Below are 23561 nucleotides of genomic sequence, written 5' to 3' on the forward strand. Positions count from 1 at the left end.
CTTTAGAAGAGCATGATTTGCTTGATTGGATGCATCTCTATTTGCATACATTCAATATAGGAAATCACATTCAAGCTGTCGTCTATAGTGAGTTAAAACTTTTACAGTGCAAATTGGTAGAGTAACCGTTCCATCGCGGAGTAGAAAGCTGGCTCTAACTTAAGTTAGAATCCGAATTCGATCGAAAGTACATCCTATAAACTAACAATGCCACGTTTAACCGCAACAATCACAGCTTGGGTGCGATCGCTCACATCCAATTTATTCAAAATCCGATTGACATGGGATTTAACAGTACCTTCACCAATACTCAAAGCAGTCGCAATATCGGCATTGCTCATTCCCTGCGCCAGTGAGCGAAGTACCATCAGTTCTCGTTCACTCAGTTCTGGATTGCTGAGGCGCTGTACCAACTTTGCTCCCACATCGGGCGGAATATACTTCTGACCCCGATGAACGGTACGAATGGCGTTTAGAAGCTCGTCAGGTTCAGTTTCTTTCAACAGGTATCCTTTTGCGCCTGCCTGCAATCCTCGATAAATATCTTCGTCGCTATCATATGTAGTCAGTACAATAATCCGAGCAGATTTAGCCGTCGCACAAATTGCACCGATAGCGGCAACTCCCTCCACCTCAGGCATTCGCAGATCCATGAGTGTGACATCTGGTTGGTGTTCTCCAAATAGCGCGATCGCTTGTTCCCCATTTTCGGCTTGGGCAATCACCTCCATATCTGGGTCACGGTTGATAATCGTGGCTAATCCTTGCCGAAAAATGGCGTGATCATCCGCAATCAGAACACGAATGGTCATGGCTTGGCTCATCGTGATGCCTCTCGATCAACAGTGACAATAATTTCTGTTCCCTGTCCAGGTTGACTCCGAATCGTGAGCTGTGCGCCGATGCGCTCTGCCCGCTCGCTCATGCCGAGTAAGCCAAAACCCTCAGAGGCTGGAATATTTCCAACTCCAAAGCCCTGTCCATTGTCTCTCACGCGCAAGTAGAACTGATCGCGATCGTAGATTAGCTCCACTCGAATTTCGTCAGCATTGGCATGTTTAATCGCATTGGTTAATGCTTCCTGCCCCATCCGCAGTAGGTTATTCTCGACTTCAGTGGGTAGAGCATACACTGCCCCCTCGATTTCATAGTGCAAAGTGGTATCCATTGCGGCAGCTCTAGTCTGAGCGATGAGACGATGGAGAGCGCTCTGTAAATTGCCTTCTTCCAAAAGCTGAGGACGCAGCGCGACGACCGATCGCCGTGCTTCAGTCAGTCCAGTTCGCGCCAATTCTTTGATCAGGTCTAGGTGTGCCTGAGCTGATTCTACATCATCCGTGAGCACCTGGTTTGCAGCACCTACCTGAGCCAGAATGCCTGTAAATGCCTGAGCGAGTGTGTCGTGAATTTCACGTGCCATGCGGTTGCGCTCCTCTAAAATTGAGGCTTCTTCTGCTTGCTTCAGCGCCGTAATATCTCGCACTAACCAAATCACCTGCTCGTGCCGGATCGGAGCAATGCGAACTGAAAACCACATTTCTCGTCCAGCTATCCAGTGGCTGTATTCAATGGTAAGGATTTGCTGGGTTCTCAGCACCTGCTGCATGCAACTCAGGAATTCATCGGCTTGTTCCTTGGCAAGGAGTTGATGCAGTGTTTTACCAATCTGCTCCTCGATTGGTCTACATGACTGATTGGGATCTCTCTCGACTGCATCGAGTACTTGCCCTTCAGCAGTTAGTACATACAGCGGATCGGGAATTGCCTCAATGAGAGTCCGTAGCTCTGACTCTGAGGCTTGTAGGGCTTCTTCTGCTCGTTTGCGATCGCTAATATCCGTATAAACTCCCAACGCTCGGATGGGTTCACCGGATTCATTCCAGGCAACAATTTTGCCGACAGAAAGAATCCATTTCCACTGACCATCCTGGGTACGCAGGCGATATTCTGCTCGATAGTTGGGGGCTTCTCCAGTCATAAAACCACTGTAAACTGCAACCATTGATTCTCGGTCATCAGGATGCAAACTCTCAACCCACCTAGATTTGGTCTCGTGAAATGTTGCCGGATCGTAGCCCAGCATTAGAGCATATTCTGGGTTAACCACGATTTCTTCAGTTTTGAGATTCATATCGTAGAGTCCCTGATTTGAAGCGGTTAATGCCAGACGTAGTCGTTCTTCACTCATCTGTAGAGCGGCTTCTGCGCGTTTGCGATCGCTGATATCCGCCATCACCCCTTCGATGTAGTCATCGTCTGCATTTAAATAAGAGGAACAAAGGCCCCAAAATAGTGTCCCATCTCGTTTTCGCATCTGAACTTCAAAGCTTCGCATTTCCCCATCCCGCTTCATCACCTCAATGGCGTATTGGCGATCGCTGGGATTTACAAAATAGCCGATGCTGTGTTCCAGCCCAATGATCTCCTCTGGTGAATCAAAGCCCAACAGATTGGCAAAGCATTGATTGGCGTCGAGAATTAATCCATCACAGGTGCGGGTTCGGTAGATGCCAACCTGCGAGTTTTCAAAGATAGTTCGGAACTTGGCTTCACTTTGCTGTAACGCAGCAGTTCGTTCTGCAACCTGTTGCTCTAAAGTGCAGTTGTAGTCGGCTAGGAGTTTCTCAGCTTGTTTGCGCTCTGTAATATCCTGAAAGGTAGCGATCGCATAAGTGATATTGCCTTGTTGATCAAAAACGGGTGTTCCCCGTGCCTCAAGTGAAATTGAGACATGATCTCGACGAATTTCTATATCTTCAGTCCTGATGCGTTCGCCCCTTAATGCCTGCACAATAGGCAAGCTCTCTGCTGGATAAATTTGATCCGTTCCCGCTACATAAAGCTGATAAGCCTCTGAGATCTGCTCTGGTGCTATGGAAGTACCAGTTTCTTTGCCTATGAGTTGATTGCCGCATTGGTTGGTATAGTAAAGGCGACCCGTCGCATCCACGATCGCAATTCCCACCGGAATCGCTTCGAGGAACTGGGTAATCTTGCTTTCCTTAGCCCGCAGTTCTGAGTAAAGGTTGGCATTTTCGATGGCGATCGCTGCTTGAGTCGATAGTAGCTGCAAGACCTGCGATCGCTCTGGTGTAAATACTCCAGCGGCTAATCGATTTTCTAAATACAATACACCGACCAGCTTGGCTTGATTCAGCAGCGGCAAACAGAAAACAGATTGAGGCTGGTTCTGTTGAATGTATGGCTCATTAATAAAAGCACCTTCACGAGTCGCATCATTTAAGGCGACAGGCTCCAGAGTCCGAATCACATATTGAATGATTGATTCTGGCAATTGATCCGCAATTGGAATAGACTGTAACACCTGAGTCGCACAAGCATTCTCATCGGCATTGAGTTCACAAGCCGCTTCAATCGACCACTCTCCTGAGTTTTCTAAAATCAGATATCCAGTTTGTGCGCCAGCATTCTCAATTAAAATCTGCATCAGTGATCGCAGCAATTGCTTCAGTTCAATTTCACGAGAAATCGCCTGTGAAGCTTTCATCACTGCTGCTAAATCGAAAGCAGTATGGAAGGGATTAGAGATGGTTTCAGCAGTAATAGGAATTGATGTGGAAGCGGCTCTAGACGACTGAGAAAAGAACTGGGGATAGCGAGTTTCTAAGTCTTTAACTTTAGCAGTTGCGCCCCAGCGATCGTAGCAATAGTGCGCTTCTTTCATGTAGGTTTGAGCAATTTTTTCTCGGCCTCGCGCTAGATAGTGTTTAGCCGCTAATTCATAAGCTAATGCTTCTTCCTGGATATACTCATTTTCAGCAGCACCTGCGATCGCTCGTTCATAAAGCTCTTCAGCCTCAAGAAACTGCCCTAAAACTCGCGCTTTCTCTGCTTCGACTAGATGAAATTTATGTAGATAATTCATTGGGGCGTGTTCTGCCCATTTCTGCATTTTTTCTTGGTTGGTGTTAACACAGTTTAGCCAAGCTGCTTTTTCAGAGTTTGAAGCATCAGGCGATAGGCTCAAAAGCGCCAGCGAATGATAAAAACAGAATATAGGTAGAACCGTTATTGCTGTCACCTCTTCAAAATGCTGCCTTGCCAAAATAGCATTCTGTTCAGCTTCATGGTATTCTCCAAATAGATAACACAACATGACTTTGTGCAAATAGAGTATTTGGATTGCAGTTCCATCTTTAATTGCAATAGCGTGTGACAACGCTTCCTCTTCAGTACATAGCCTACCGATTAAGCGGCTAGGATTCTCAGCCCTATCTAACAAATTAAGAATGGTTTGCCGCAATATTGCCAGCCAATTCGAGGGGCTTTCTCGTCTGATTTGGTCAACCGATTTGCTGTAGGTTGCTGTTTTTTGTTCCAGTTGGGTGAGTTCTTCTCCAGCAAGAAACGAGTAATAGCACACGTAATATGCAGTATAACCAGCAGTTTCAAAGTCTCCAGTTTTCATTCCATTTTGATAGGCATCAACCAGCATGGGTATTGTGTTCCTAAGATGCACCTTCCAGTGCATGATATGGACATTCGCAAACATTAAGGTTCTAGCATTTCCTCTGGTATTCAATCGTTCTGCCAAACTGAGAGCCAATTTGCCGAACTCATAACCGAATTCAATGTCTTGAACAACTCCACATAGAACAAATCCGTAGCCAGCATAAAACACTGATGACCAGACGGCATTCCCATAGTTAATTGATAAGTTTACCGCTTTGCAAGTAATCAGCATGAATAGTGCTGGTGACCTGATAAATGCAGCAGACCTCATACTTGCCAAGATTGACATAGCTGCCAGCGGTTCTGGTGCAGTCATCTCTGATAAATTAATCAAGTCTTTGATTTCTCGTTCAGCGAGTAATGCGGCCGTTGACTTCAATTCCCTTTGAACATCTGCCTGACTTGGATTTTCTATTAAATCTATTCCCAAGAGCTTTAACGCTTCCGATCCAGTTTTGAGTGCTTCTTTCAGGTTGCCCTGTGACAAATATCCTTGAATTCTGGTCTCGTAAGCCTGCACTTTGTCAACCACTGTTTTGCCACGATCAAGTACCACTTCTACCAACTGTTCCATCTCATCAAAGCGACCCTGGAGATACGCCGCTTCTGCTGCTTCTGAGTAAAGCGCTAAGGTCAGGTCATACTCACTCTGCCAACTCTTTGTATCAAGAAGTTGAAGACCTGTAGTGAAATATCTAAAAGCTGCTTCATAAGCCGTTGCTGCCTTTGCTTTCTGACCTGCCGTTAAATTTAATCTGGCAATTTCAGTTCGTTCTGGTTGAGCAGTGACAAGCTCCATTCCTTGATCGAGATGATCCACAATAGTAAACAGTCGATCGAATCGTTGCTCCGGTGAAGTTTTTTCGAGTAAATTGCGACCGATTTGGAGATGAACCACTTGTTTGCACGACTCATCAATTAGGGCATAAGCCGCTTGCTGCACGCGATCGTGCAGAAACTTATACTCTTGAACCAACAAGTCTTCGTCTAATTCAGACAAAGGTTGAATTAATCCCGCTTGTATTGCTGCTAGTAGATCCTGGAAAATTGCTTTCGGTGATTTTTCGCAAATGATGGCTAACGTCTTTAAATCAAACTCAGACCCAACACAAGCAGCGATGGAGAGAACTTGCTGTGTTGCTTCCGGCAATTTCTGCAACTGACGCAACAGCAACTCCACCACATTATCAGTGATATCTTGAGCTTCAATCTCTACCAGGTTCCACTGCCAACTCAACTGTTGGGCATCAAAGGTCAACAGGTTTTCGCCATACAGCAGCTTCAAAAATTCACCAACAAAGAAAGGGTTGCCCTCGGTTTTACGCAACACAATTTGGGCTAAGGAACGAACGGCATCAGGATTGTGATGTAACGTCTCAGCCACCAGTTGAGTCAACGGTTCCAGCGTTAAGGGGGTCAGGATGATTTCCTGAAGTACTGCTCCCTTGTTTCGCAAGCTCTCCAGCATCAAAATTAATGAATGCGTTGAAGTCACTTCATGATCTCGATAGGCTCCGATCAAAAACAGGGATTGAGTTTGCTCATCAAGCAATATGAGTTCGATTAACTTCAACGTCGCAGAATCGATCCACTGTAGATCGTCTAAAAAGATGACTAGGGGATGCTCTTTTGCACAAAACGCCCGCATAAACCTTTGAAACGTGAGATTGAAGCGATTCTGTGCTTCTGTTGCTCCAACTTCGGGCACAGGTGACTGCTTGCCAATAATGAACTCAACTTCGGGGATGACATCTATGATGATTTGCCCATTGTTTCCCAAAGCAGTGAGTAGACGCGATCGCCATACTTCCACCTGTTCATTGGGTTCACCCAACAGTTGCTGCACCAATTTTTGCAGGGCATCGACGATCGCGCTGTAGGGAATATTGCGACGGAATTGGTCAAATTTACCCCAGATAAAATAACCGTGCTTTGCGGTGATCGGTTTAGAGAGTTCCTGTACCAATGCCGTTTTGCCAACGCCAGCGTAACCAGAGACCAGCATCATTTCACGGACTGCCCTACTCCCTACCACTCTGTCAAACGCCATCCATAATGCTGCAATCTCCGCTTCTCGCCCATACAGTTTTTGAGGAATGCGGAACTGCTCGGAAACATCTTGCTGTCCCAATGATATGGCGTTAATCTGACCCGTTTCTGCCAGTTGTTGAGCGCAGCTTTCTAAATCTGCTTTGATGCCCCAGGCACTTTGATAACGATCCTCTGCATTTTTTGCCATCAGTTTCAAAATTAGGTTTGAAACAGGTTGAGGAATCGTAGCATTCAATTCATGCAGGGGAATCGGCGGTGTAGCAATGTGACAGTGAACTAGTTCCAGGAGGTCACGCGCGGGAAACGGCAATTGTCCCGTCAACAGTTCGTAGAAGGTTACGCCCAGTGAATAAAAGTCGGTGCGATAGTCGAGCATCCGGTTCATTCGCCCGGTTTGCTCTGGCGACAAATAGGCAGGGGTTCCTTCTAGAAGATAGAGACTTTTGAAGGTGGGATTGGTGCGACTGAAGCGAGTGGCAATACCAAAATCAATAATTTTGACAACGCCAGTGTTTGGATTAAAGACAATGTTGCCAGGATTAATATCTTTATGGATGACATGAGCCGCATGGATTTTGCCTAGAGTATCCGTGATGGCGATCGCCATATTCAAAAAAACCGACAGCGGCATGGGAGAGAAATCTAATTGTTGCCGCATCCAGCATTCTAAAGACTCTCCACCAAAGTCTTCCAAAAGAATAACCAGCGTACGCTGGTAGTCTTGTTGGCTATATGCCTTGACTACCCCTTCAATGTTGAGCAAGCGAGTAATTTCATACTCCTGCCGATAACGAGTTAATTCCTGAGGAGAGGGATAATCCTGCTTGAGAACTTTAGCAATCACGGCACAGTTATCTTGCTCTCTGATGCCCCGATATACCAAAGAAGCTAAGCTCTCATAGATTTTGCTGTGGATAGCAATTCCAGGCAGGGTAATCATTGAATGCTCCCTCGATAAAGGACTGTCATCCGTTTCCCAAAGTATATCGCTTGCCAAACTCCAGAATGTAAAGCTCCTTGTGTCAGCAATTCTCATTTTGGAAAGCTTCGTGCCCTGGGGGCACTCACTTGTATAAGTTAGGGGGTAAAAAGGTCACCTTGAGCGACCTTTTTGCCCCCTGAACTTCCATACTGAGAATTGCTGTCCTTGTGTAGATCTTTATATCCTGACTTGTAATTGCTCAACTCAGTGCTACCGGATTTTGCATTCAATTGATGGTCGATTGGTCGTATGAGTGTACTTTCGATTAACTTCGGATTCTAACTTAAGTTAGAGCCAGCCTTCTACTCCACGATGGCATGGTTAATCTATCAATTTGCACTGTAAAAATTTTAACTTGCTATAGGCGACAGCTTGAAGGCGACCACCTATATTGAATTTGTGCAAACAGTCATGCAAATGGATCGAGCGAGTAAATTGCATTTTGATTTCATTCTGCAATTCCTCATTCACCAATCGCTCAGATAGGAGAGTTCAATGTCTAAAAATCAAAAAATCGGTCTAGAAGGACTGCTTCGTCCAGAAGATAGCATCCTGGTACTGATTGACCACCAGCCTTTTCAGTTCACCAACTTGAACAGCCATGAACCTACGATGATCATTAACAATGTTATTGGTCTTGCCAAATCGGCAAAGGTGTTCAACGTGCCCACAATCTTTACTAATGTCATGGAAGAAAGAGGGGGTCACATCATTAAGGGACTACAAAATGTTTTTCCTGATCAAAAACCGATCAACCGCACTTCTATCAATACCTGGGAAGATCCAAATGTGACAGATGTAGTGAAGAAAAGTGGCCGCAAGCAACTGATACTTGCTGCGCTTTGGACCGAGGTCTGTCTCGCAATGCCAGCAATCCAGGCGCTGGGTGAAGGTTATGACGTATTCATCGTTACCGATGCTTCGGGCGGTGTTACTGCGGAAGCTCATGACATGGCGGTTCGCCGGATGGTTCAGGCGGGTGCAGTTCCAATCAACTGGATGGCTGTACTTGCTGAATGGCAACGTGACTGGGCACGCACAGAAACAGCTGCGGGTGTATCAGAGATTTTTCTTGAGCATGGCGGTGCTAGTGGAGTTGCCCTTGCATGGGAACTTCAGCTCCTTGCAACAACCCCTCCAACGGACGGCAAACCTGGCCAGGTCAGCAATTCCTCCATTGGTCAATTGGTTTAGCGTTGTGGGTGAATTGCACCGTGATTGGGCACGGCAGGAAACCTATAATGCCGTGATGGACATTGTCAAACAGCATTCTGGTGCCTACGGTTCAGGCGTTGAGTATGCCTATACCATGATCCATCAAAAAGCTCCGACGATGGCTCATGCGTAAAACTTGGCTGCACCCGCGGTTGGTTTAGTGCTAACCGTCGGTTGCTCATTCATCTCCGCTACATTCTTGATTCACAATTTGAGCTAAATTCCATGACGCATGTTCTTCATCTTGACGCAAGTCCACGGGGCGATCGCTCCATCTCCCGCACGCTCTCTAAAGAGTTTATTAACCAGTGGAAAACCATTCATCCCAACGATACCATCACCTACCGCGATATTGGGCATTACCCTGTTCCTTTTGTGAGCGAAGACTGGATCGCGGCTGCATTTACTCCATCCGATCAACATACACCCGAGTTAGCTGCTGCAATTCAAATTTCCGATGAGTTGATCAATGAGTTCTTAGCAGCCGATCGCTATGTTTTCAGTATCCCCATGTATAACTTCAGCATTCCTGCCAACTTCAAAGCTTATCTTGACCAGATTGTGCGAGCGGGACGTACATTCTCCGTTGATGAAGCGGGTTACAAGGGACTGGTTCACAACAAGAAGATGACGATCATTATGGCTCAAGGCGGAGCCTACCCCGAAGGTAGCCCGACCCATGCCTATGATCTACAAACACCCTATCTAAAACTCATTTTTGGGTTTATTGGGATAACGGATATTGAGTTTATCTATGCCGATAGCCTTAATCTGGGGGATGAAGCCCGTAATTTGGCGATCGCTAATGCCCAATCTGCCTTAAAAGCAGCGATCGCGCATTAACTATCATCACTTCCTTGCAGCTAAAGTTTTTGAGGTCATGTGTAATGCTAGATCCACTGGTTGTGGGCACCGATGAAGACACCCACCAGGTAACCGCCATTATTTCTCACCTCATTCGAACTGGACGTGAGCAGGGATATGAGGAGTGGTTGCACGGGATTGCGACGGCTGCTCATCAATTTCAAGGACATTTAGGGGTCAATGTGATTCGCCCCTATAACCCCGCTCATCCTGAATATGTGGCAATCGTCAGATTTGATCATTACAACAACCTCAAAACCTGGCTGGAATCCAATGTGCGGCAAGAATGGTTGGAGCGGTTGCAGCCCTTGATTGAAAAGCCTGAAACCATTCAAACTCTAACGGGTCTGGAAACCTGGTTTACGCTTCCTAACAAACCCATGAAGGCTCCACCTCCGCGCTATAAAATGGTGATCGTGACATGGCTGGGAGTGTTTTTCACGATATCGATTCTCAATCGTTTGCTAGTACCGCTCCTGGCTGGGTTTCCGGTACTGCTCAGAACGTTTTTGGTTACAGGTCTAACGGTTGCCCTACTGACCTACGTGATTATGCCGCGCCTCACTCAACTCTTTCGCAAATGGCTGTATCCCATTTAATCAAGTACATATCTTGCACATTCACAGGTATCCTCCATGCCTTGTCAACACCTGAACGAACTGACGCTAGAGACTATGATTTCAAAAGCCAATTACCCGGTATTCCGCTGTGAGGAATGCCTGCGACTTGGCGATCGCTGGGTACATTTAAGAATTTGTCAAACCTGCGGCAAAATGTTGTGCTGCGACTCATCCAAAAATCAGCACGCACGCCGTCATTATGAAGAAAGTGGCCATGCGGTGATCAGTTCAGCAGAATTGGGAGAAGAATGGCTCTGGTGTTTTGCCGATGAACAGCAGAAGAACTATTAATCACGCGCCCCTTTTCTACTCGCGAGGAAACCATGATGTCAAATCAGCCTATCCTGACCTCAACAGATATTTGGCCGAGTTTACCCCTGGACGCATGGCAAGAGACCTATGCCACCTTGCACATGTGGACGCAAATCATCGGCAAAATCCGATTGGCCCAAACTCCGTGGATTAATCATTCCTGGCATACTCCCCTCTATTTAACCGTTCGGGGACTGACCACTTCCACGATTCCCTATGGTAGCCGCATCTTTCAAATCGACTTTGATTTCATTGATCATGAGCTGCTGATTCAAACCAGCGAAGGGGCAAGACGATCGATCGCACTCTACTCTCGCTCTGTTGCTGATTTTTATCAGACTGTGATGGAAACGCTGAGAGAATTAGATCTTCACATCACCATTAACACCAAACCGAATGAAGTCCCCAATCCAATTCGATTTGAGCAGGATGAAACCCATGCTGCTTATGATGCGGATTATGCTAATCGATGCTGGCGAGTGCTGCTACAGTCCGATCGCGTCTTTCGAGAATTTCGCTCTCATTTTTCCGGCAAGGTTAGTCCGGTTCATTTCTTTTGGGGAAGTTTTGATTTAGCCGTGACGCGCTTTTCGGGGCGATCGGCTCCTGAGCATCCGGGAGGGGTGCCGAATTTGCCGGATGTAGTGGCAAAGGAAGCCTACTCCCAGGAAGTCAGCAGTGCCGGATTCTGGCCCGGAGCCGGATTATCATACCCAGCGTTTTATTCCTATGCGTACCCAGAACCTGATGGGTTTAAGCAGGCTGAGGTTCGTCCCGATGCTGCATTTTACAATAAAGAGTTAGGTGAATTTATTTTGCCCTATGACGCGGTTCGCGAGGCAGAATCACCGGATCAGATGTTGTTAGAGTTCTTGCAAAGCACCTACGAAGCTGCCGCCAGGTTAGGCAACTGGAATCAAAAGGAACTTCAGCAGTTGACGTTTAAGTAGCAACTGCATTCCTAAATTGGCGTTTAACTCTCGGCACCTTCCTCAATACCGAACACTTTGCCCTGGGAGAGTGCGGAGATGCGATCGCAGATCACATCCGTCGTTTTATGACCACTCACGTTGCGCAATCAAAGGCTATCTCACGAAATCACTTGACATGAAGGCAAACATCCTATGAGTAGGCTCGCGCTCAAGAACGGCATCCGGCTATTGCTCATCGTTGCACTCTTTTTAAGCACCACAATCCTCACATCCTTAGGAACCGTCATGAATCCTGCCAGTGCCCAAGACAGTAAACCGACCATCGTCCTGGTTCACGGTGCATTCGCTGAATCCTCCAGTTGGAATGGTGTATTGACTCAGCTCATTCCCAAGGGATACCCGACGGTTGCTGTCGCCAATCCCCTGCGCGGAGTCAAAAGCGATGCAGATTATGTCGCCAGCGTTGTCCAAGGTATTGAAGGTCCGATTGTGCTTGTAGGTCACTCCTATGGGGGTGCAGTGATTACCAATGCGGTTAAGGACAACGAAAACGTGAAGGCGTTGGTTTACGTTGCAGCTTTTGCTCCTGATGCGGGCGAAACCGCTGTTGAACTCTCAGGACGTTATCCAGGCAGCACCCTTGGGCCGACCCTCGCGCCCCCCGTTAACCTACCAGATGGTGGCAAAGACCTCTACATCCAACAGGACAAGTTCCATGCGCAGTTTGCCGCAGATGTGCCCGTTAATGACGCGCAGTTAATGGCGAGTACCCAGCGTCCAATTACGGAGGCCGCGTTGAATGAAGCCTCTGGTGTACCTGCATGGAAGTCTGTCCCGTCCTGGTTTATTTATGGCGATCGCGATCTCAATATCCCAGCCGCCGCCCTATCATTTATGGCAGAGCGAGCTAACTCTAATGAGACAGTCGTCGTCAATGGCGCGTCCCATGTCGTGATGGTTTCCCATCCAGATGCCGTCGCCGCAGTCATTGAACATGCTGCGATCGCTCAGTAAAATCGGAATCGATGGGGCAGTCATAATTGTGTGATTTTCGATTAGATATCTACCATTCGCATCAAAACCAACTTGGCTGCCCAAACCTGAGCATGTTCTCTGTAGAGACATCCTCCGAGAAAATGTGGGCTGTGCATTTGTTGAGCAGCCTGCTCTTGGTCCCAAAATTTGACGGGCAACCCTGCTTCCATCACTTCGAACGATCGACGTTGTTGTTCAAGCTCTAGCGGGGTCAGCGCCAGCGTTGCCAAAGAATTGAAATGCAGATCACAATCTACCTGATGGCGATCGATAAATTGTCGGATCAGTTCCACAACGTCTTGTGTGAAGCGCCAAATTATTAGGGCTTCTTCTACTCCGTGTGCAGCGATCGCATCTATCAAATCTTTGTTAGACCCAAAGGCTAGATGTCCTCCATTACGCCCAGTTGCACCTTCCGCTAATCCTCGTTCCTCCAACAGCAACACATCAACACCGAGTTGCCCTAACCAGTAATATCATGTCGTGTTAAATGCACACAACAAAAAGCAAGGTGACGCTTTGCGTCACCTTGCTTTTTGTTGTGTGCATTTAACCTTACTTGTTATAAGCAACACTTACACCAGAGATCCCTCCACCAATGACTACCACTTCAGAGGAGGACGGTAATTGGGGGAGACTATGAACGTTCCGATTGACAGAGTTCGGCAGCCAGAAGGAATCGGATACAAGTTGGGAATATTCCATTCTCAAAAGCTTTGTATAACTGTTCTAATTGTTGCAGTAGAAGAAGCAACTTTTCTCTCCGAAACCCAGTTCACCCTGCGTTTCTCCGCTAGAGTATGGAGCCTAGGATAAGGGGGATCGAGGGGATTTGGGAAAGTTGGTTCAGCACTTTTTTGAGCGAGAAGGACGACAAGTCGAGGTTGAAATTAGCCAACGAGCAGAGGATGCTAAGGGGTTTCAGGTGGAACCGAAGCGATGGATAGTAGAGCGGACTTGAACTTGGCTGGAGAATGACCGAATTCTTAACTGAGACTATGAACGATTACCAGAGAATCACGAAGGTATGATTTATGTGGTGATGATTCGATTGATGCTACGAAGACTTACCAAAAACAGACGAACCTGGGATCAGAAAACTGCTTAGGAGATTTCCAGTAATGAAATTACCCCCAGAATGTTGGTGCTTTGCCCGCTTCGCGGGCAAAGCACCAACATTCTGGGTAAATTCTTATGCAGAAACCTCCTTAATTGACTTTTATAAACAGTTTCTTATGGGAGTTGCTTAAAATCCTCATTGTCAATTTTCCTATTTATTTGCCAACGAAATGATTTCCTGGTGCAATCTTTGGTATGGTCGCTCTGGTTCTGGGCACTCTGAGGGAAACTCAGCCTAACTTCATTCAGACATCCCGTAGTATCTATGACGGTCTCAGAAAACCTCTCCTCTGGTTCATTGCCTCACATTCCTGGTTACACCATTGTGGAACAACTTTATCAGGGCACTAGAACCACCGTATATCGAGCGGTTGAATCTGCTCAAAATCAGTCTGTGGTGATTAAGGTGTTGTGTGAGTATCCTAGTTTTAGTGAATTGGTGCAGTTCCGCAATCAGTATACGATCGCCCAAAATCTCTCAATCTCTGGTGTTGTGAGACCTCTGTGCCTGGAATCAATCAGCAGTGGTTATGCCCTAGTGATGGAGGATGTAGGTGGTATTTCGCTAGCGCGATACCTGCATCAGCATGTCCTTCAGGTGTCAGAGGTCTTGGAAATCGCACTCCAAATGGCAGATATTCTTCACGACCTAGGGAAGCATCGAGTCGTGCACAAAGATATCAAACCTGCCAATATTCTGATTCAGCCAGACTCTAAACAGATTAAGCTGATTGACTTCAGTATCGCATCATTGCTGCCTAGAGAAACGCAGGAGATTCAGAACCCCAATGTTTTGGAGGGAACTCTAGCATATCTCGCGCCGGAACAAACGGGACGCATGAATCGGGGGATTGATTATCGTGCTGATTTTTATGCGTTGGGAGTTACGCTGTATCAGTTATTGAGTGGCCGGCTGCCGTTTGAAGCATCTGACCCATCGGGATTGGTGCATTGTCACATCGCTAAACTGCCTGTACCTGTTAACCAGGTGAATGCGGGTGTACCGACGATGGTTGCTCGGATAGTCGCAAAATTGATGGCCAAGAATGCTGAAGATCGCTATCAAAGTGCTAGAGGACTCAAGCAGGATCTAGAACAGTGTTTAATTCAGTGGGAAGAAACTGGCGCGATCTCCGAATTTGAATTAGGGCAACGAGATTTGCGTGACCGATTTGTCATTTCCGAAAAGCTTTATGGTCGAGAACAGGAAGTCGCGAGCCTATTAGCAGCCTTCAAGCGGGTGAGTGGCCAATCGGCGGGTGTCAGTCAACATTTCCCTACAACCGAAGATGGAAAGACACAGCATCCAGGGCAGAGCGAATTGATGCTCATTGCAGGATTTTCGGGCATTGGAAAAACGGCTGTCATCAATGAGGTACAGAAGCCAATCGTGCAACAGCACGGTTATTTCATTCAAGGTAAGTATGACCAGTTCAATCGCAATATTCCTCTATCTGCCTTTGTTCAAGCATTGCGCGATTTGATTAGGCAACTGCTTTCGGAATCGGACGAACAATTGGTGCAATGGCAAACCCAAATTTTAGCCGCGGTGGGAGATAGTGGACAGGTCTTGATTGAAGTCATTCCTGAACTGGAACAAGTTATTGGCAAACAACCGCCTGTACCAGAGCTATCCGGCAGTGCTGCCCAAAATCGATTTAATTTGCTATTTCAGAAGTTTATTGCTGTTTTTACCACGGATGAACATCCCTTAGTCATTTTTCTAGATGATTTACAATGGGCAGATTTAACATCATTTCAGTTAGTTAAATTATTGATGGGAGATGATGGCTATTTGCTAATTTTGGGTGCTTACCGAGACAATGAAGTATCATCTACACACCCATTACTGATTACGGTCAAGGAACTTGAGCAAGTAGAGAAAACGGTTCATACTCTTACCCTAGCACCGCTTGCTTTTGAAGATGTTAACCATCTGGTTGCGGATACCTTAAATTGTTCTACTGAACTTGCACGATCGCTTAGCGAAACCATTAATCTAAAAACGCAGGGCAATCCCTTTTTCACAACTCAGTTTCTCAAGACTCTGCACGAAGAAGGATGCATTAGTTTCAATCACGATCGATGCCACTGGGAATGCAACATTACTCAGGTTAAGACCCTATCGTTGAACAATGATGTCGTGGAATTTATGGCACGGCAATTGCAGAAGTTGCCCGCAGAAAGCCAACAGGCATTGAAATTAGCGGCGTGTATTGGCAATCAGTTTGATCTGGCAACTCTAGCGATCGTTTCAGAAAAGTCTGAAACAGAGATCGCTTCTGCGTTGTGGGGAGCGTTGCAGGAAGGCTTGATCCTACCTCAGAGTCAGATTTACAAGTTTTATTTGCAACGAGAGGCTCAGGATGCCACTGTAACCTCGCAAACGGTAACCTACAAGTTTCTCCACGATCGTGTCCAACAAGCCGCCTACTCCTTAATTCCGGAGCATGAAAAGCACGCAACCCACTGGGCAATTGGACACCTATTGCTAAATACCTCTCCTGAACCAACCGGCTCCAAAATTTTTGAGATCGTCAATCACTTAAATTTAGGCTACAGGGATAAACCCCAAACCCTTGCTTGTCAGGAATTAGCACATCTCAACTTAATAGCTGGAAAAAAAGCCGAATTAGCTGTTGCTTACGAACCTGCTTTCAATTATTTCAATACCGGGATTCAGCTTTTACAACATCACGGGTGGCAGCAGTGCTACGAGTTAACTCTGTCACTGCATCGCCGGGCAATGACAGTCTCCTATTTCGCGGGTAACTTTGACCAAGCGGAAACATTAATGGTAGAAATTACTGCCAACGCTCGAGAATTTATTGATTACATAGAAGGGTATGAAATTAAAATACTGATTTTGATCGCTAAGCAAGAGTTTATCGAAGCACTAAAGACAGGTTTACAAGCACTTAAACTTTTATATAACGATATTCCAGAGGAACTCACAGAAGCTAGCAGTAAAGATATTATTAATCTTATTAATGAACATATTAATGAACAAGGTATTTCTAATCTTGGTAATCTCCCCGAGATGACGAACCCCGAAGCTCTCGCTTGTCTGCGTCTGCTGGATCCGCTCTTTACCGCGACCTATGTGGTAATGCCTCAGTCCCTTCCGTTCTTCTCTGGATTAGGAGTACAGTTATCGATCACCCATGGCAACTCCTCCCCGTCGATTATGATGTATACCACTTACGGGGTATCACTTTGCCGCTCAGATGCAGGAATTCAACAGGGATGTGAATTCGGTGAACTGGCGTTAACGTTACTTGCTCGCATTAATAATCGGGGATTTGCCGCCAAAATTCTTTGTATGATTGGCGCGTTCATTTTTCCTTGGAAATTACATCTCAAGGAATGTCTCCCTATCCTATTCACAGGTTATCAGAACGGACTAGAATCAGGAACGCTAAATTATACAGCTTTCAATTCTTATCATGAATGTCGATTATCTTTCTTCTTAGGACAAAACCTGGCGGAACTTGATCAAAAACTTCTGTTTCGCTGTGAAGAAATTGGCGCAATGAAGCAAACTTTGCCCTTAGATTACACGGTCATGATTCGGCAAGTTGTTCTAAATTTATTGAGGACTGTAGAAACCCCTTGGATTTTGCAAGGAGAGGTTTACGACGAACCTACTTCACGTCTGTACTATGAGAAATTTAACAACCGAGAAGCATTACATCATCTGCATCTCTATAAGTTGATGCTGTGCTGTTTCTTCGAAAACCCTAACGAAGGACTAAACCATGCGGATAAAGAAGAGTATTTAGATCATGTTCCTGGACAATTAACTATCCCTTTATTCTACTTCTATGGTGCGTTGGTCTACTTAGCTGCCTATGCTCTAGGCGTTGCTGAAGAGCTACATCAGAATGCAATTGCCATTGCTACCCGATATGGTGATCGCCTGCAGGAGTATGCACACCACTGTCCCGCAAATTTTCAACATAAATATGATTTAGTCCAGGCTGAAAAGTATCGCGTTCTGCAACAACGTTCTGAAGCAATTGACTATTACGATCGCGCAATTGCTGGAGCGAAAGCAAACGGTTATATCCATGAAGAAGCTTTAGCCAACGAACTAGCTGCAAAGTTCTACCTGGATTGGGGTAAGGAAAGACTGGCTCAGGATCACTTGTTCAATGCTTATTATGGCTATACCTGCTGGGGTGCAAAAGCAAAAGTTCAGGACTTAGAACACCGCTATGCTCATCTCCTGACCCCAATTCTGCAACAGCAATCACCTTCTCTTTCAACCACAGATACGATGTTTGTGTCAGAGTTTTCCATCGCTTTCCAGACTTCCAAAACACAGCCCTCCACTTCCAGCAGCAGCAGTATTTCTGCCACCCTCGACCTTGCCACCGTTCTCAAAGCGTCCCAAACCCTATCTAGCGAGATTCATCTCGATCGCCTTGTGGAAACCTTGCTCCAGATTGTACTGGAAAGCGCTGGCGCAGACAAAGCGGTATTGCTGCGCCCCCAGGAACAGGAGTGGTTTATTGAAGCGATTGCAACCATTGATTGTCCTGCCCGGATTCAATCCGTTCCAGTATCCAGCAGCTCAGAAATTGCCCAGGCGGTCATTCATGCAGTAAAACGCAACTGTGAGCCAGTGGTGATTGTAGATGCAGGTGCTCACCCGATGCTAGCGAGGGATACTTATGTGGTGCGGCAACAACCCAAAAGCCTACTTTGTGTTCCCATTCTTCAGCAGGGCAAATTAACCGCCATTTTATATTTGGAGAATCGGGTTACAGTGGGAGCATTTACGAGCGATCGCGTCGAACTGTTGAACCTGCTATGTGCCCAAACCGCCATTTCTCTGGAAAATGCCCGGTTGTATCAGCAAGCGCAAAACTATGCTCAACAACTTGAGCAATCTCAGTTGCAGATCGTCCAGAATGAAAAGATGGCAACGCTGGGAAACCTAGTGGCTGGAGTTGCCCATGAGATCAATAATCCGATCGGCTTTCTCAACGGCAGCATCAACAACGCTAAAAATTATATCCATGATTTGCTAGGACATTTAGCGCTTTATCAAGAATATACCCCTCACCTAGCCGCACCCATCCAAGCCAATGCCGAAGAGATTGATTTGGACTTTTTGCTGAAGGATTTCCCCAAACTACTCGACTCAATGCAAGGAGCAACTGATCGTATTAAATCCATTAGCATTAGTCTTCGTACCTTTTCTCGTGCGGATACTGAACACAAAGTCAGTATGAATCTGCATGAAGGTCTGGAGAGTACGTTGCTGATTCTCAAATATCGTCTGAAAGCGAATGAACACCGTCCTGCAATTGAAGTCGTTCGTAACTATGGGGATTTGCCACTTGTCGAATGTTTCCCAGGACAACTCAATCAAGTGTTTATGAATATTCTGGCAAATGCCATTGATATGTTTGACGAAGTGGCACAATCTCAATCTCCTACAGATCTCACTATGAATCCTCAGGAGATCACAATCAATACAAAACACGTTGCAGATCAAATCATAATTTGCATTCAAGATAATGGAAAAGGTATGAGTCAAGCTACCCAGGCTAGAATCTTTGACTATTTATTTACCACGAAGAGCGTAGGGAAGGGAACCGGATTAGGCTTGGCGATTGCCCGTCAAATCGTAGTTAAGAATCATAGTGGCAATCTAGAAGTTCAATCTGAAATCGGGCAGGGAGCTGAGTTTATTATCCGGCTTCCAATCTAATCTCAGTGAAACTGTCAGAACTGGGTACTCAACCTGAGGGGCTCTGTCGCAAAAACCAACGGGAACGAACAAATGGCTTGGTCTGGACTCAATTAAGCAACAAGTCCAAAAATTTGAGACACGAATTCTACTTGTGATCGCACATCGCCTCTTTCAACCCCCTGAACCTGTCCTTTGCGAATCATATTTATCGCCTCGATTCCGCTTAAGGTTCGTCTAGCACTGTGGAACGACTTGAACTCCAGCATTGGCTTCGTAATTCGCTTGATGTTGCGGTGGTCTTGCTCAATCCGGTTATTTAAGTATTTCACCTGTCTCAGTTGAGTTTCTGGTGCCAGCGTTTGTTCGGTAGAAAGGTGAGATTATCTCACCCCCCCTGAAGCTTAGGGGTAGACCACATAACGTAGCAGGTCACCCACATTCCAAATTTGGTTGGTTAAGCCCATGGCTATTGCAGGAGTTCGTTGCTGATACAGCCGCTTACCTTGGGGTTGTTGTAAACGTTGCCGTAAACTCCGATGAGGCCTGACCCAGTTGTACACACAGACCGACCACCAAGCGAGTGCCCGGCGGGTATCGACCCGGTGAGAAAAGGCTAAAGAACGGCGCACTTGATGGGCATTCATACGACGAGCGGTCGCATTGAAACGCTCCACTGCCGAGGTGTTGGGCTGGTGGTAGCCCAATTCGTCCAAGCCTTGCTCAATGCGTCTCCAACGGCCATGAGCCTTGACAATCTCCATCGAGACCAAGCGACGAGCGGAGGTATGCTTAACCACTTGCCCATGAGCCAGGGTGCGGGGAATGCGATAGCGTTGTTTCGGTGGACGCCCCAGAGACGTTTGACGGGGGGGAAGTAGGGAACTCCGAAGATCTCCCCGAATAGTGTTCGATATAGTGGTGCCCCATCAGTCATCAGTAGCAAGTCCTGTGGGTTTTCTAAGCGCCCTGCACTATGGCGCATTAACGCTTCAAACAACACCTCAGTGCGTTCCCCAACTTCCAGTTGCACGATAAACTTGCTCATCGCATCAATCGACACCGCATCCCATAACGGCTGCGTCTTATCCTCTACATACCCATGCCGTTCATCCATCTCTAAGGTGCGCACCTTTAATTTCTGAGCTTTGTTCTGATGGAACACTTGGGCATGACCCCCACTGCGCAGGGCCATGCGTCGGACCGTTTGCGGATGGGTCTGAGTTAAGCGAGCCGTGCCTTTGATGGAAGTGCCTTCAGATAATTGCTGAGCAATGCTGATAGCTTTGGCTTCGCTCACCTTCACATTTCACAAGGCTTTTAAGACTTTTCTGCACCACTAAGCATCTACCCCTTTGTCTCCTGATTTGGATTTTATTAGCATTGCTACAAGTAAAGGATTAATAGCAAGCGTACTTCAAGCCATGGGATTACTTTTTATATTCAATGATGTTTCGGTGAATAAAAATAGCTAATCCTATCTGGCTGCACCAATAGAAACGTTATCTCTATCTGGAATTCGCGAAACTTAGAAGGATTTGAGGATTGGGCTTAGGGTGGGAGCGATCGCCCACCCACAACCTCTCTTTCTATGGCCTTACTCCTTGACCTCATTCGGCTTTGGGCATGTAGTTATGTGGCTGTTCACCGGAAATTGGGGTAGTTTCGGCTGCCTTCGAGCATGGATTCTATTTCTTCAACAGTTGCAAGAATTGACTCTAACTCTCCGTCTGCAACCAATTCCTTAATTTCCTTGAGCCGTTCTAACATGCCTGTTCTTCCGTCTGGCAGCAACTCACTAAACTGGTACCAATTGTAGAGGTGGTAGAGCAAGTGGTAGGTAATACCGAGATTAAGTTTACGGTTGGGGGCTTGGAGAAATCGCTCTAAATCAACTAACCAATCAATTGCCGCACCAATTCCGTCCACATAGGTGTGAAAAACAGCGGTACTCAGCATCTCGTCAGGAACGTTCGGATATACCTGACGGAATGCCTGGATTGCTTCGTCCTGCAGGTTGTCCCTCTGTAATAAGGTTTTTACAATTTCCCAGCGCTGTTCGCGACTCAAAGGTTCTGACATAGTGCATTCTGAATTTGTTGCTTTTGGCTCAAGAGCCATTTGTATTCTTGTGAGGTGCCTTTTTCCAGCGCCCAGACTTTTGAGCAGCTTGTTTCAGCAGATACTCAACCTGAGCATTCACGCTTCTGAGGTCATCGGCAGCCCACTTCTCCAACACGGTATACAGCTCCGGATCAATGCGGAGCAGAAATTTCTTCTTGTCACTCACGTATACAACGTACCTGTATTGATAATGGGTTGAGTGGAATTTTCCGAAACCAGGGCGACGAGGAGATTATTGACCATGGCTGCTTTACGTTCTTCGTCCAATTCGACTACCCGTTGTTCACTTAAACGGGTGAGTGCCATTTCGACCATGCCCATTGCCCCTTCAACGATTCGTTCTTTTGCCGCAATAACCGCAGTGGCCTGCTGACGGCGTAGCATTGCCTGGGCAATTTCAGGGGCATAAGCTAAATGCGTAATTCGAGCATCCATAACTTCCACTCCAGCGACTTCTAATCGGGCTTGGGTTTCGTGCTTAAGAGCGTCTGCGACAGCATCAGGATTACCCCGAAGCGATTGAAGCGTGGCAAATGTTTCAATTGGACCGTACTCCTGATGCAACCCTATCATGGGTTGTTTTTTGCGTTAGATCAAGAATGTGGTCGCACAACCGATTCAACAACATCTGTTCGTGGCTGATGACGAGCAGCCCAACTTCGTAGGTGCGGGCATAATGGAGCACTGCTTGCCAGATTAACGCTTGAGTGTTGGCATCCAGCATCGCTGTCACTTCATCCGCGATGAGATAGCGGGTTGAGGAATTAAGAACGCGAGCCACAGCAATGCGTTGCAGTTCTCCTCCACTGAGCTCATGGGGATAGCGATTCAGCCAGTCTTTATGAATGCCCAAAGCCTCCATGAAATCAGGCGATGGGTTGTGTCCCTCTTGTAAGATTCTACGAATACGCCATCGAGGATTAACAGCTAACTCTGGGTTTTGAAAAATTAACTGCACAGGGGAGTAGCCCCGCAAGGGGAGGGGTTGATGGTTGATCGTCACACGGCCCTTGGTGGGTTTCAGGTAGCCCGCTAAAAGTTTTCCCAGGGTTGTTTTGCCAAATCCTGATGGCCCCATTAACCCCACTACTTTACCAGGAGCGATCGCCACACTAAGATCGCGCAAAATCCACTCATGCTTGGGATTATAGCGATAGGAAAGTTCTTTACCAATTAGCATGGTGATTCTCCGCGTGAATACAGCGTACAGGCGCGCCCCGAACGATACGAAACTGAGGGCGTGCCGCACAACAAGCTTCTGTTACCCAGAGGCAGCGATCGCTAAATAAACAACCGACGGGCAATGCGTCCGGGCTGGGCTGGCTACCGGGTATCGGGATGAAATCGTTTTGGGGGAGCGATCGCCATAGGGCCTGGGTGTAGGGATGGCGAATTGTACCTTCAAAAAAATCTCTGACGTTTGCAATTTCAACTGTCGTACCAGCGTAGAAGACGGCCACTTTATGAGCTACCTGAAGAGCCGCCTCAATGTCATGAGTAATAAGAATAACCCCTTTGCCTTCGTCTGCCAGTTCGCGTAGGTGATTCAGGGTTTCTTTCACCACATCGGGATGAAGACCAGGCGTGGGCTCATCTGCAATGACCAGAGCGGCTTGGCTCACAACGGCTGTGGACACAAGAACTCGACGAGCCATACCGCCAGAGATTTGGAATGGATAGTATTGCTGAACGTTGGGATGCAGATCATAGCGGCAGAAGGTGCGATCGACTGTTTGTGTAGCCTGCCGTTTGGACAAACCACCCAGTTGTGCCACCCGCCTGACCTGTTGACCGACCTGCATCAGCGGATCAAGATAGCCGATCGATTGAGGAATTAACGCCATCTCTTTACCTCGCAAAGATTGACAGCGTTGAGGGGTCAGCGGTTCACCCTTGAAGGCGATTGCCCCACTTATGTGGGCATTGTCTGGTAGAAGCCCCAGCACCGCATGGGCTAGCAAGCTTTTGCCAGACCCACTTGCCCCTACAATGGCAACGACTTCCCCTGCACGAACCTCCAAATCCAATTCTGTAATGACCGTCAATTGCTTTTGGGTCAATCCCTGGTCATACATCGTAAATGTAACGCTGAGATTTTGTACCGATAGCATGATCACCCCTGGCTTGTTTTT

Annotated in this window: 16 protein-coding genes and 5 pseudogenes; 10 read left to right on the forward strand and 11 right to left on the reverse strand. The window is 46.8% G+C overall.

Annotated elements, in window-relative coordinates:
• Positions 1 to 194: 194 nt before the first annotated feature.
• The gene (locus NDI52_RS28200; RefSeq protein WP_348256636.1) at positions 195 to 824 is read right to left on the reverse strand and encodes a response regulator transcription factor; all 630 of its coding nucleotides are present in this window, start codon (positions 822 to 824) and stop codon (positions 195 to 197) included.
• A complete protein-coding gene (locus NDI52_RS28205; RefSeq protein WP_348256638.1) occupies positions 821 to 7465 on the reverse strand; it encodes a PAS domain S-box protein in 6645 nt (2214 codons plus the stop codon). The genes NDI52_RS28200 and NDI52_RS28205 overlap by 4 nt, the downstream gene beginning before the upstream one ends.
• A 537-nt stretch (positions 7466 to 8002) precedes the next feature.
• Here NDI52_RS28205 and NDI52_RS28210 point away from each other — a divergent pair.
• From NDI52_RS28210 to NDI52_RS28240, 7 genes and pseudogenes are all read left to right on the forward strand, one after another.
• A complete protein-coding gene (locus tag NDI52_RS28210; protein WP_348256639.1) occupies positions 8003 to 8701 on the forward strand; it encodes a hydrolase in 699 nt (232 codons plus the stop codon).
• Positions 8667 to 8855: pseudogene (locus NDI52_RS28215) on the forward strand (hydrolase); the annotation flags it as partial. The gene NDI52_RS28210 and the pseudogene NDI52_RS28215, both read left to right, overlap by 35 nt.
• 92 nt (positions 8856 to 8947) lie before the next feature.
• Positions 8948 to 9565 carry an FMN-dependent NADH-azoreductase gene (locus tag NDI52_RS28220; protein WP_348256640.1) on the forward strand — a complete coding sequence of 206 codons (618 nt, stop codon included), beginning with the start codon at positions 8948 to 8950 and terminating at the stop codon, positions 9563 to 9565.
• Between the two features lie 44 nt (positions 9566 to 9609).
• Positions 9610 to 10185: an antibiotic biosynthesis monooxygenase gene (locus tag NDI52_RS28225; RefSeq protein ID WP_190774753.1), complete on the forward strand. Its 576-nt coding sequence runs from the start codon at positions 9610 to 9612 to the stop codon at positions 10183 to 10185.
• A gap of 36 nt (positions 10186 to 10221) precedes the next feature.
• On the forward strand, positions 10222 to 10497 hold the full coding sequence (locus NDI52_RS28230) for a UBP-type zinc finger domain-containing protein (protein ID WP_348256641.1): 276 nt from the start codon (positions 10222 to 10224) through the stop codon (positions 10495 to 10497).
• A 32-nt stretch (positions 10498 to 10529) separates the two neighbouring features.
• On the forward strand, positions 10530 to 11468 hold the full coding sequence (locus NDI52_RS28235; RefSeq protein ID WP_348256642.1) for a DUF5996 family protein: 939 nt from the start codon (positions 10530 to 10532) through the stop codon (positions 11466 to 11468).
• 174 nt (positions 11469 to 11642) lie between these two features.
• Positions 11643 to 12464: an alpha/beta hydrolase gene (locus NDI52_RS28240; protein WP_348256643.1), complete on the forward strand. Its 822-nt coding sequence runs from the start codon at positions 11643 to 11645 to the stop codon at positions 12462 to 12464.
• A 41-nt stretch (positions 12465 to 12505) separates the two neighbouring features.
• Here the strand turns inward: NDI52_RS28240 and NDI52_RS28245 are convergent.
• Positions 12506 to 12946, reverse strand: a pseudogene (locus tag NDI52_RS28245) (FAD-dependent oxidoreductase); the annotation flags it as partial.
• Positions 12947 to 13359: 413 nt separating this feature from the next.
• On the opposite strand from NDI52_RS28245, the pseudogene NDI52_RS28250 reads away from it, so the two are divergent.
• The 3 genes and pseudogenes from NDI52_RS28250 to NDI52_RS28260 form a co-directional block, all read left to right on the forward strand.
• Positions 13360 to 13443: pseudogene (locus NDI52_RS28250) on the forward strand (IS5/IS1182 family transposase); the annotation flags it as partial.
• 163 nt (positions 13444 to 13606) lie between these two features.
• A complete protein-coding gene (locus NDI52_RS28255) occupies positions 13607 to 13735 on the forward strand; it encodes a hypothetical protein (protein ID WP_348256644.1) in 129 nt (42 codons plus the stop codon).
• Between the two features lie 134 nt (positions 13736 to 13869).
• Positions 13870 to 19326 carry an AAA family ATPase gene (locus NDI52_RS28260; protein ID WP_348256645.1) on the forward strand — a complete coding sequence of 1819 codons (5457 nt, stop codon included), beginning with the start codon at positions 13870 to 13872 and terminating at the stop codon, positions 19324 to 19326.
• A gap of 92 nt (positions 19327 to 19418) precedes the next feature.
• Here the strand turns inward: NDI52_RS28260 and NDI52_RS28265 are convergent.
• The 8 genes and pseudogenes from NDI52_RS28265 to NDI52_RS28300 form a co-directional block, all read right to left on the reverse strand.
• Positions 19419 to 19673 (reverse strand): annotated as a pseudogene (locus NDI52_RS28265) (DDE-type integrase/transposase/recombinase); the annotation flags it as partial.
• Between the two features lie 36 nt (positions 19674 to 19709).
• On the reverse strand, positions 19710 to 19952 hold the full coding sequence (locus NDI52_RS28270; RefSeq protein ID WP_348256646.1) for a hypothetical protein: 243 nt from the start codon (positions 19950 to 19952) through the stop codon (positions 19710 to 19712).
• Complete coding sequence (locus NDI52_RS28275; protein WP_348256647.1) at positions 19949 to 20605, reverse strand: transposase; 657 nt, start codon at positions 20603 to 20605, stop codon at positions 19949 to 19951. Before NDI52_RS28275 ends, NDI52_RS28270 begins: the two co-directional genes overlap by 4 nt.
• 344 nt (positions 20606 to 20949) lie before the next feature.
• The gene (locus NDI52_RS28280; RefSeq protein WP_348256648.1) at positions 20950 to 21387 is read right to left on the reverse strand and encodes a hypothetical protein; all 438 of its coding nucleotides are present in this window, start codon (positions 21385 to 21387) and stop codon (positions 20950 to 20952) included.
• A gap of 28 nt (positions 21388 to 21415) precedes the next feature.
• Positions 21416 to 21595 carry a hypothetical protein gene (locus tag NDI52_RS28285; RefSeq protein ID WP_190774491.1) on the reverse strand — a complete coding sequence of 60 codons (180 nt, stop codon included), beginning with the start codon at positions 21593 to 21595 and terminating at the stop codon, positions 21416 to 21418.
• Positions 21592 to 21957, reverse strand: a pseudogene (locus NDI52_RS28290) (SPFH domain-containing protein); the annotation flags it as partial. The gene NDI52_RS28285 and the pseudogene NDI52_RS28290, both read right to left, overlap by 4 nt.
• A 10-nt stretch (positions 21958 to 21967) precedes the next feature.
• Positions 21968 to 22609 (reverse strand): ATP-binding cassette domain-containing protein, encoded by a 642-nt coding sequence (locus NDI52_RS28295; protein WP_190774490.1) that lies wholly within the window; start codon positions 22607 to 22609, stop codon positions 21968 to 21970.
• Entirely contained in the window at positions 22596 to 23540 is a 945-nt protein-coding gene (locus NDI52_RS28300) for an ABC transporter ATP-binding protein (protein WP_190774489.1), read from the reverse strand. The genes NDI52_RS28295 and NDI52_RS28300 overlap by 14 nt, the downstream gene beginning before the upstream one ends.
• Positions 23541 to 23561: the final 21 nt, after the last annotated feature.

It is taken from the genome of Leptolyngbya sp. PL-A3 (genome assembly GCF_039962325.1).
GTDB lineage: Bacteria > Cyanobacteriota > Cyanobacteriia > Elainellales > Elainellaceae > Vacuolonema.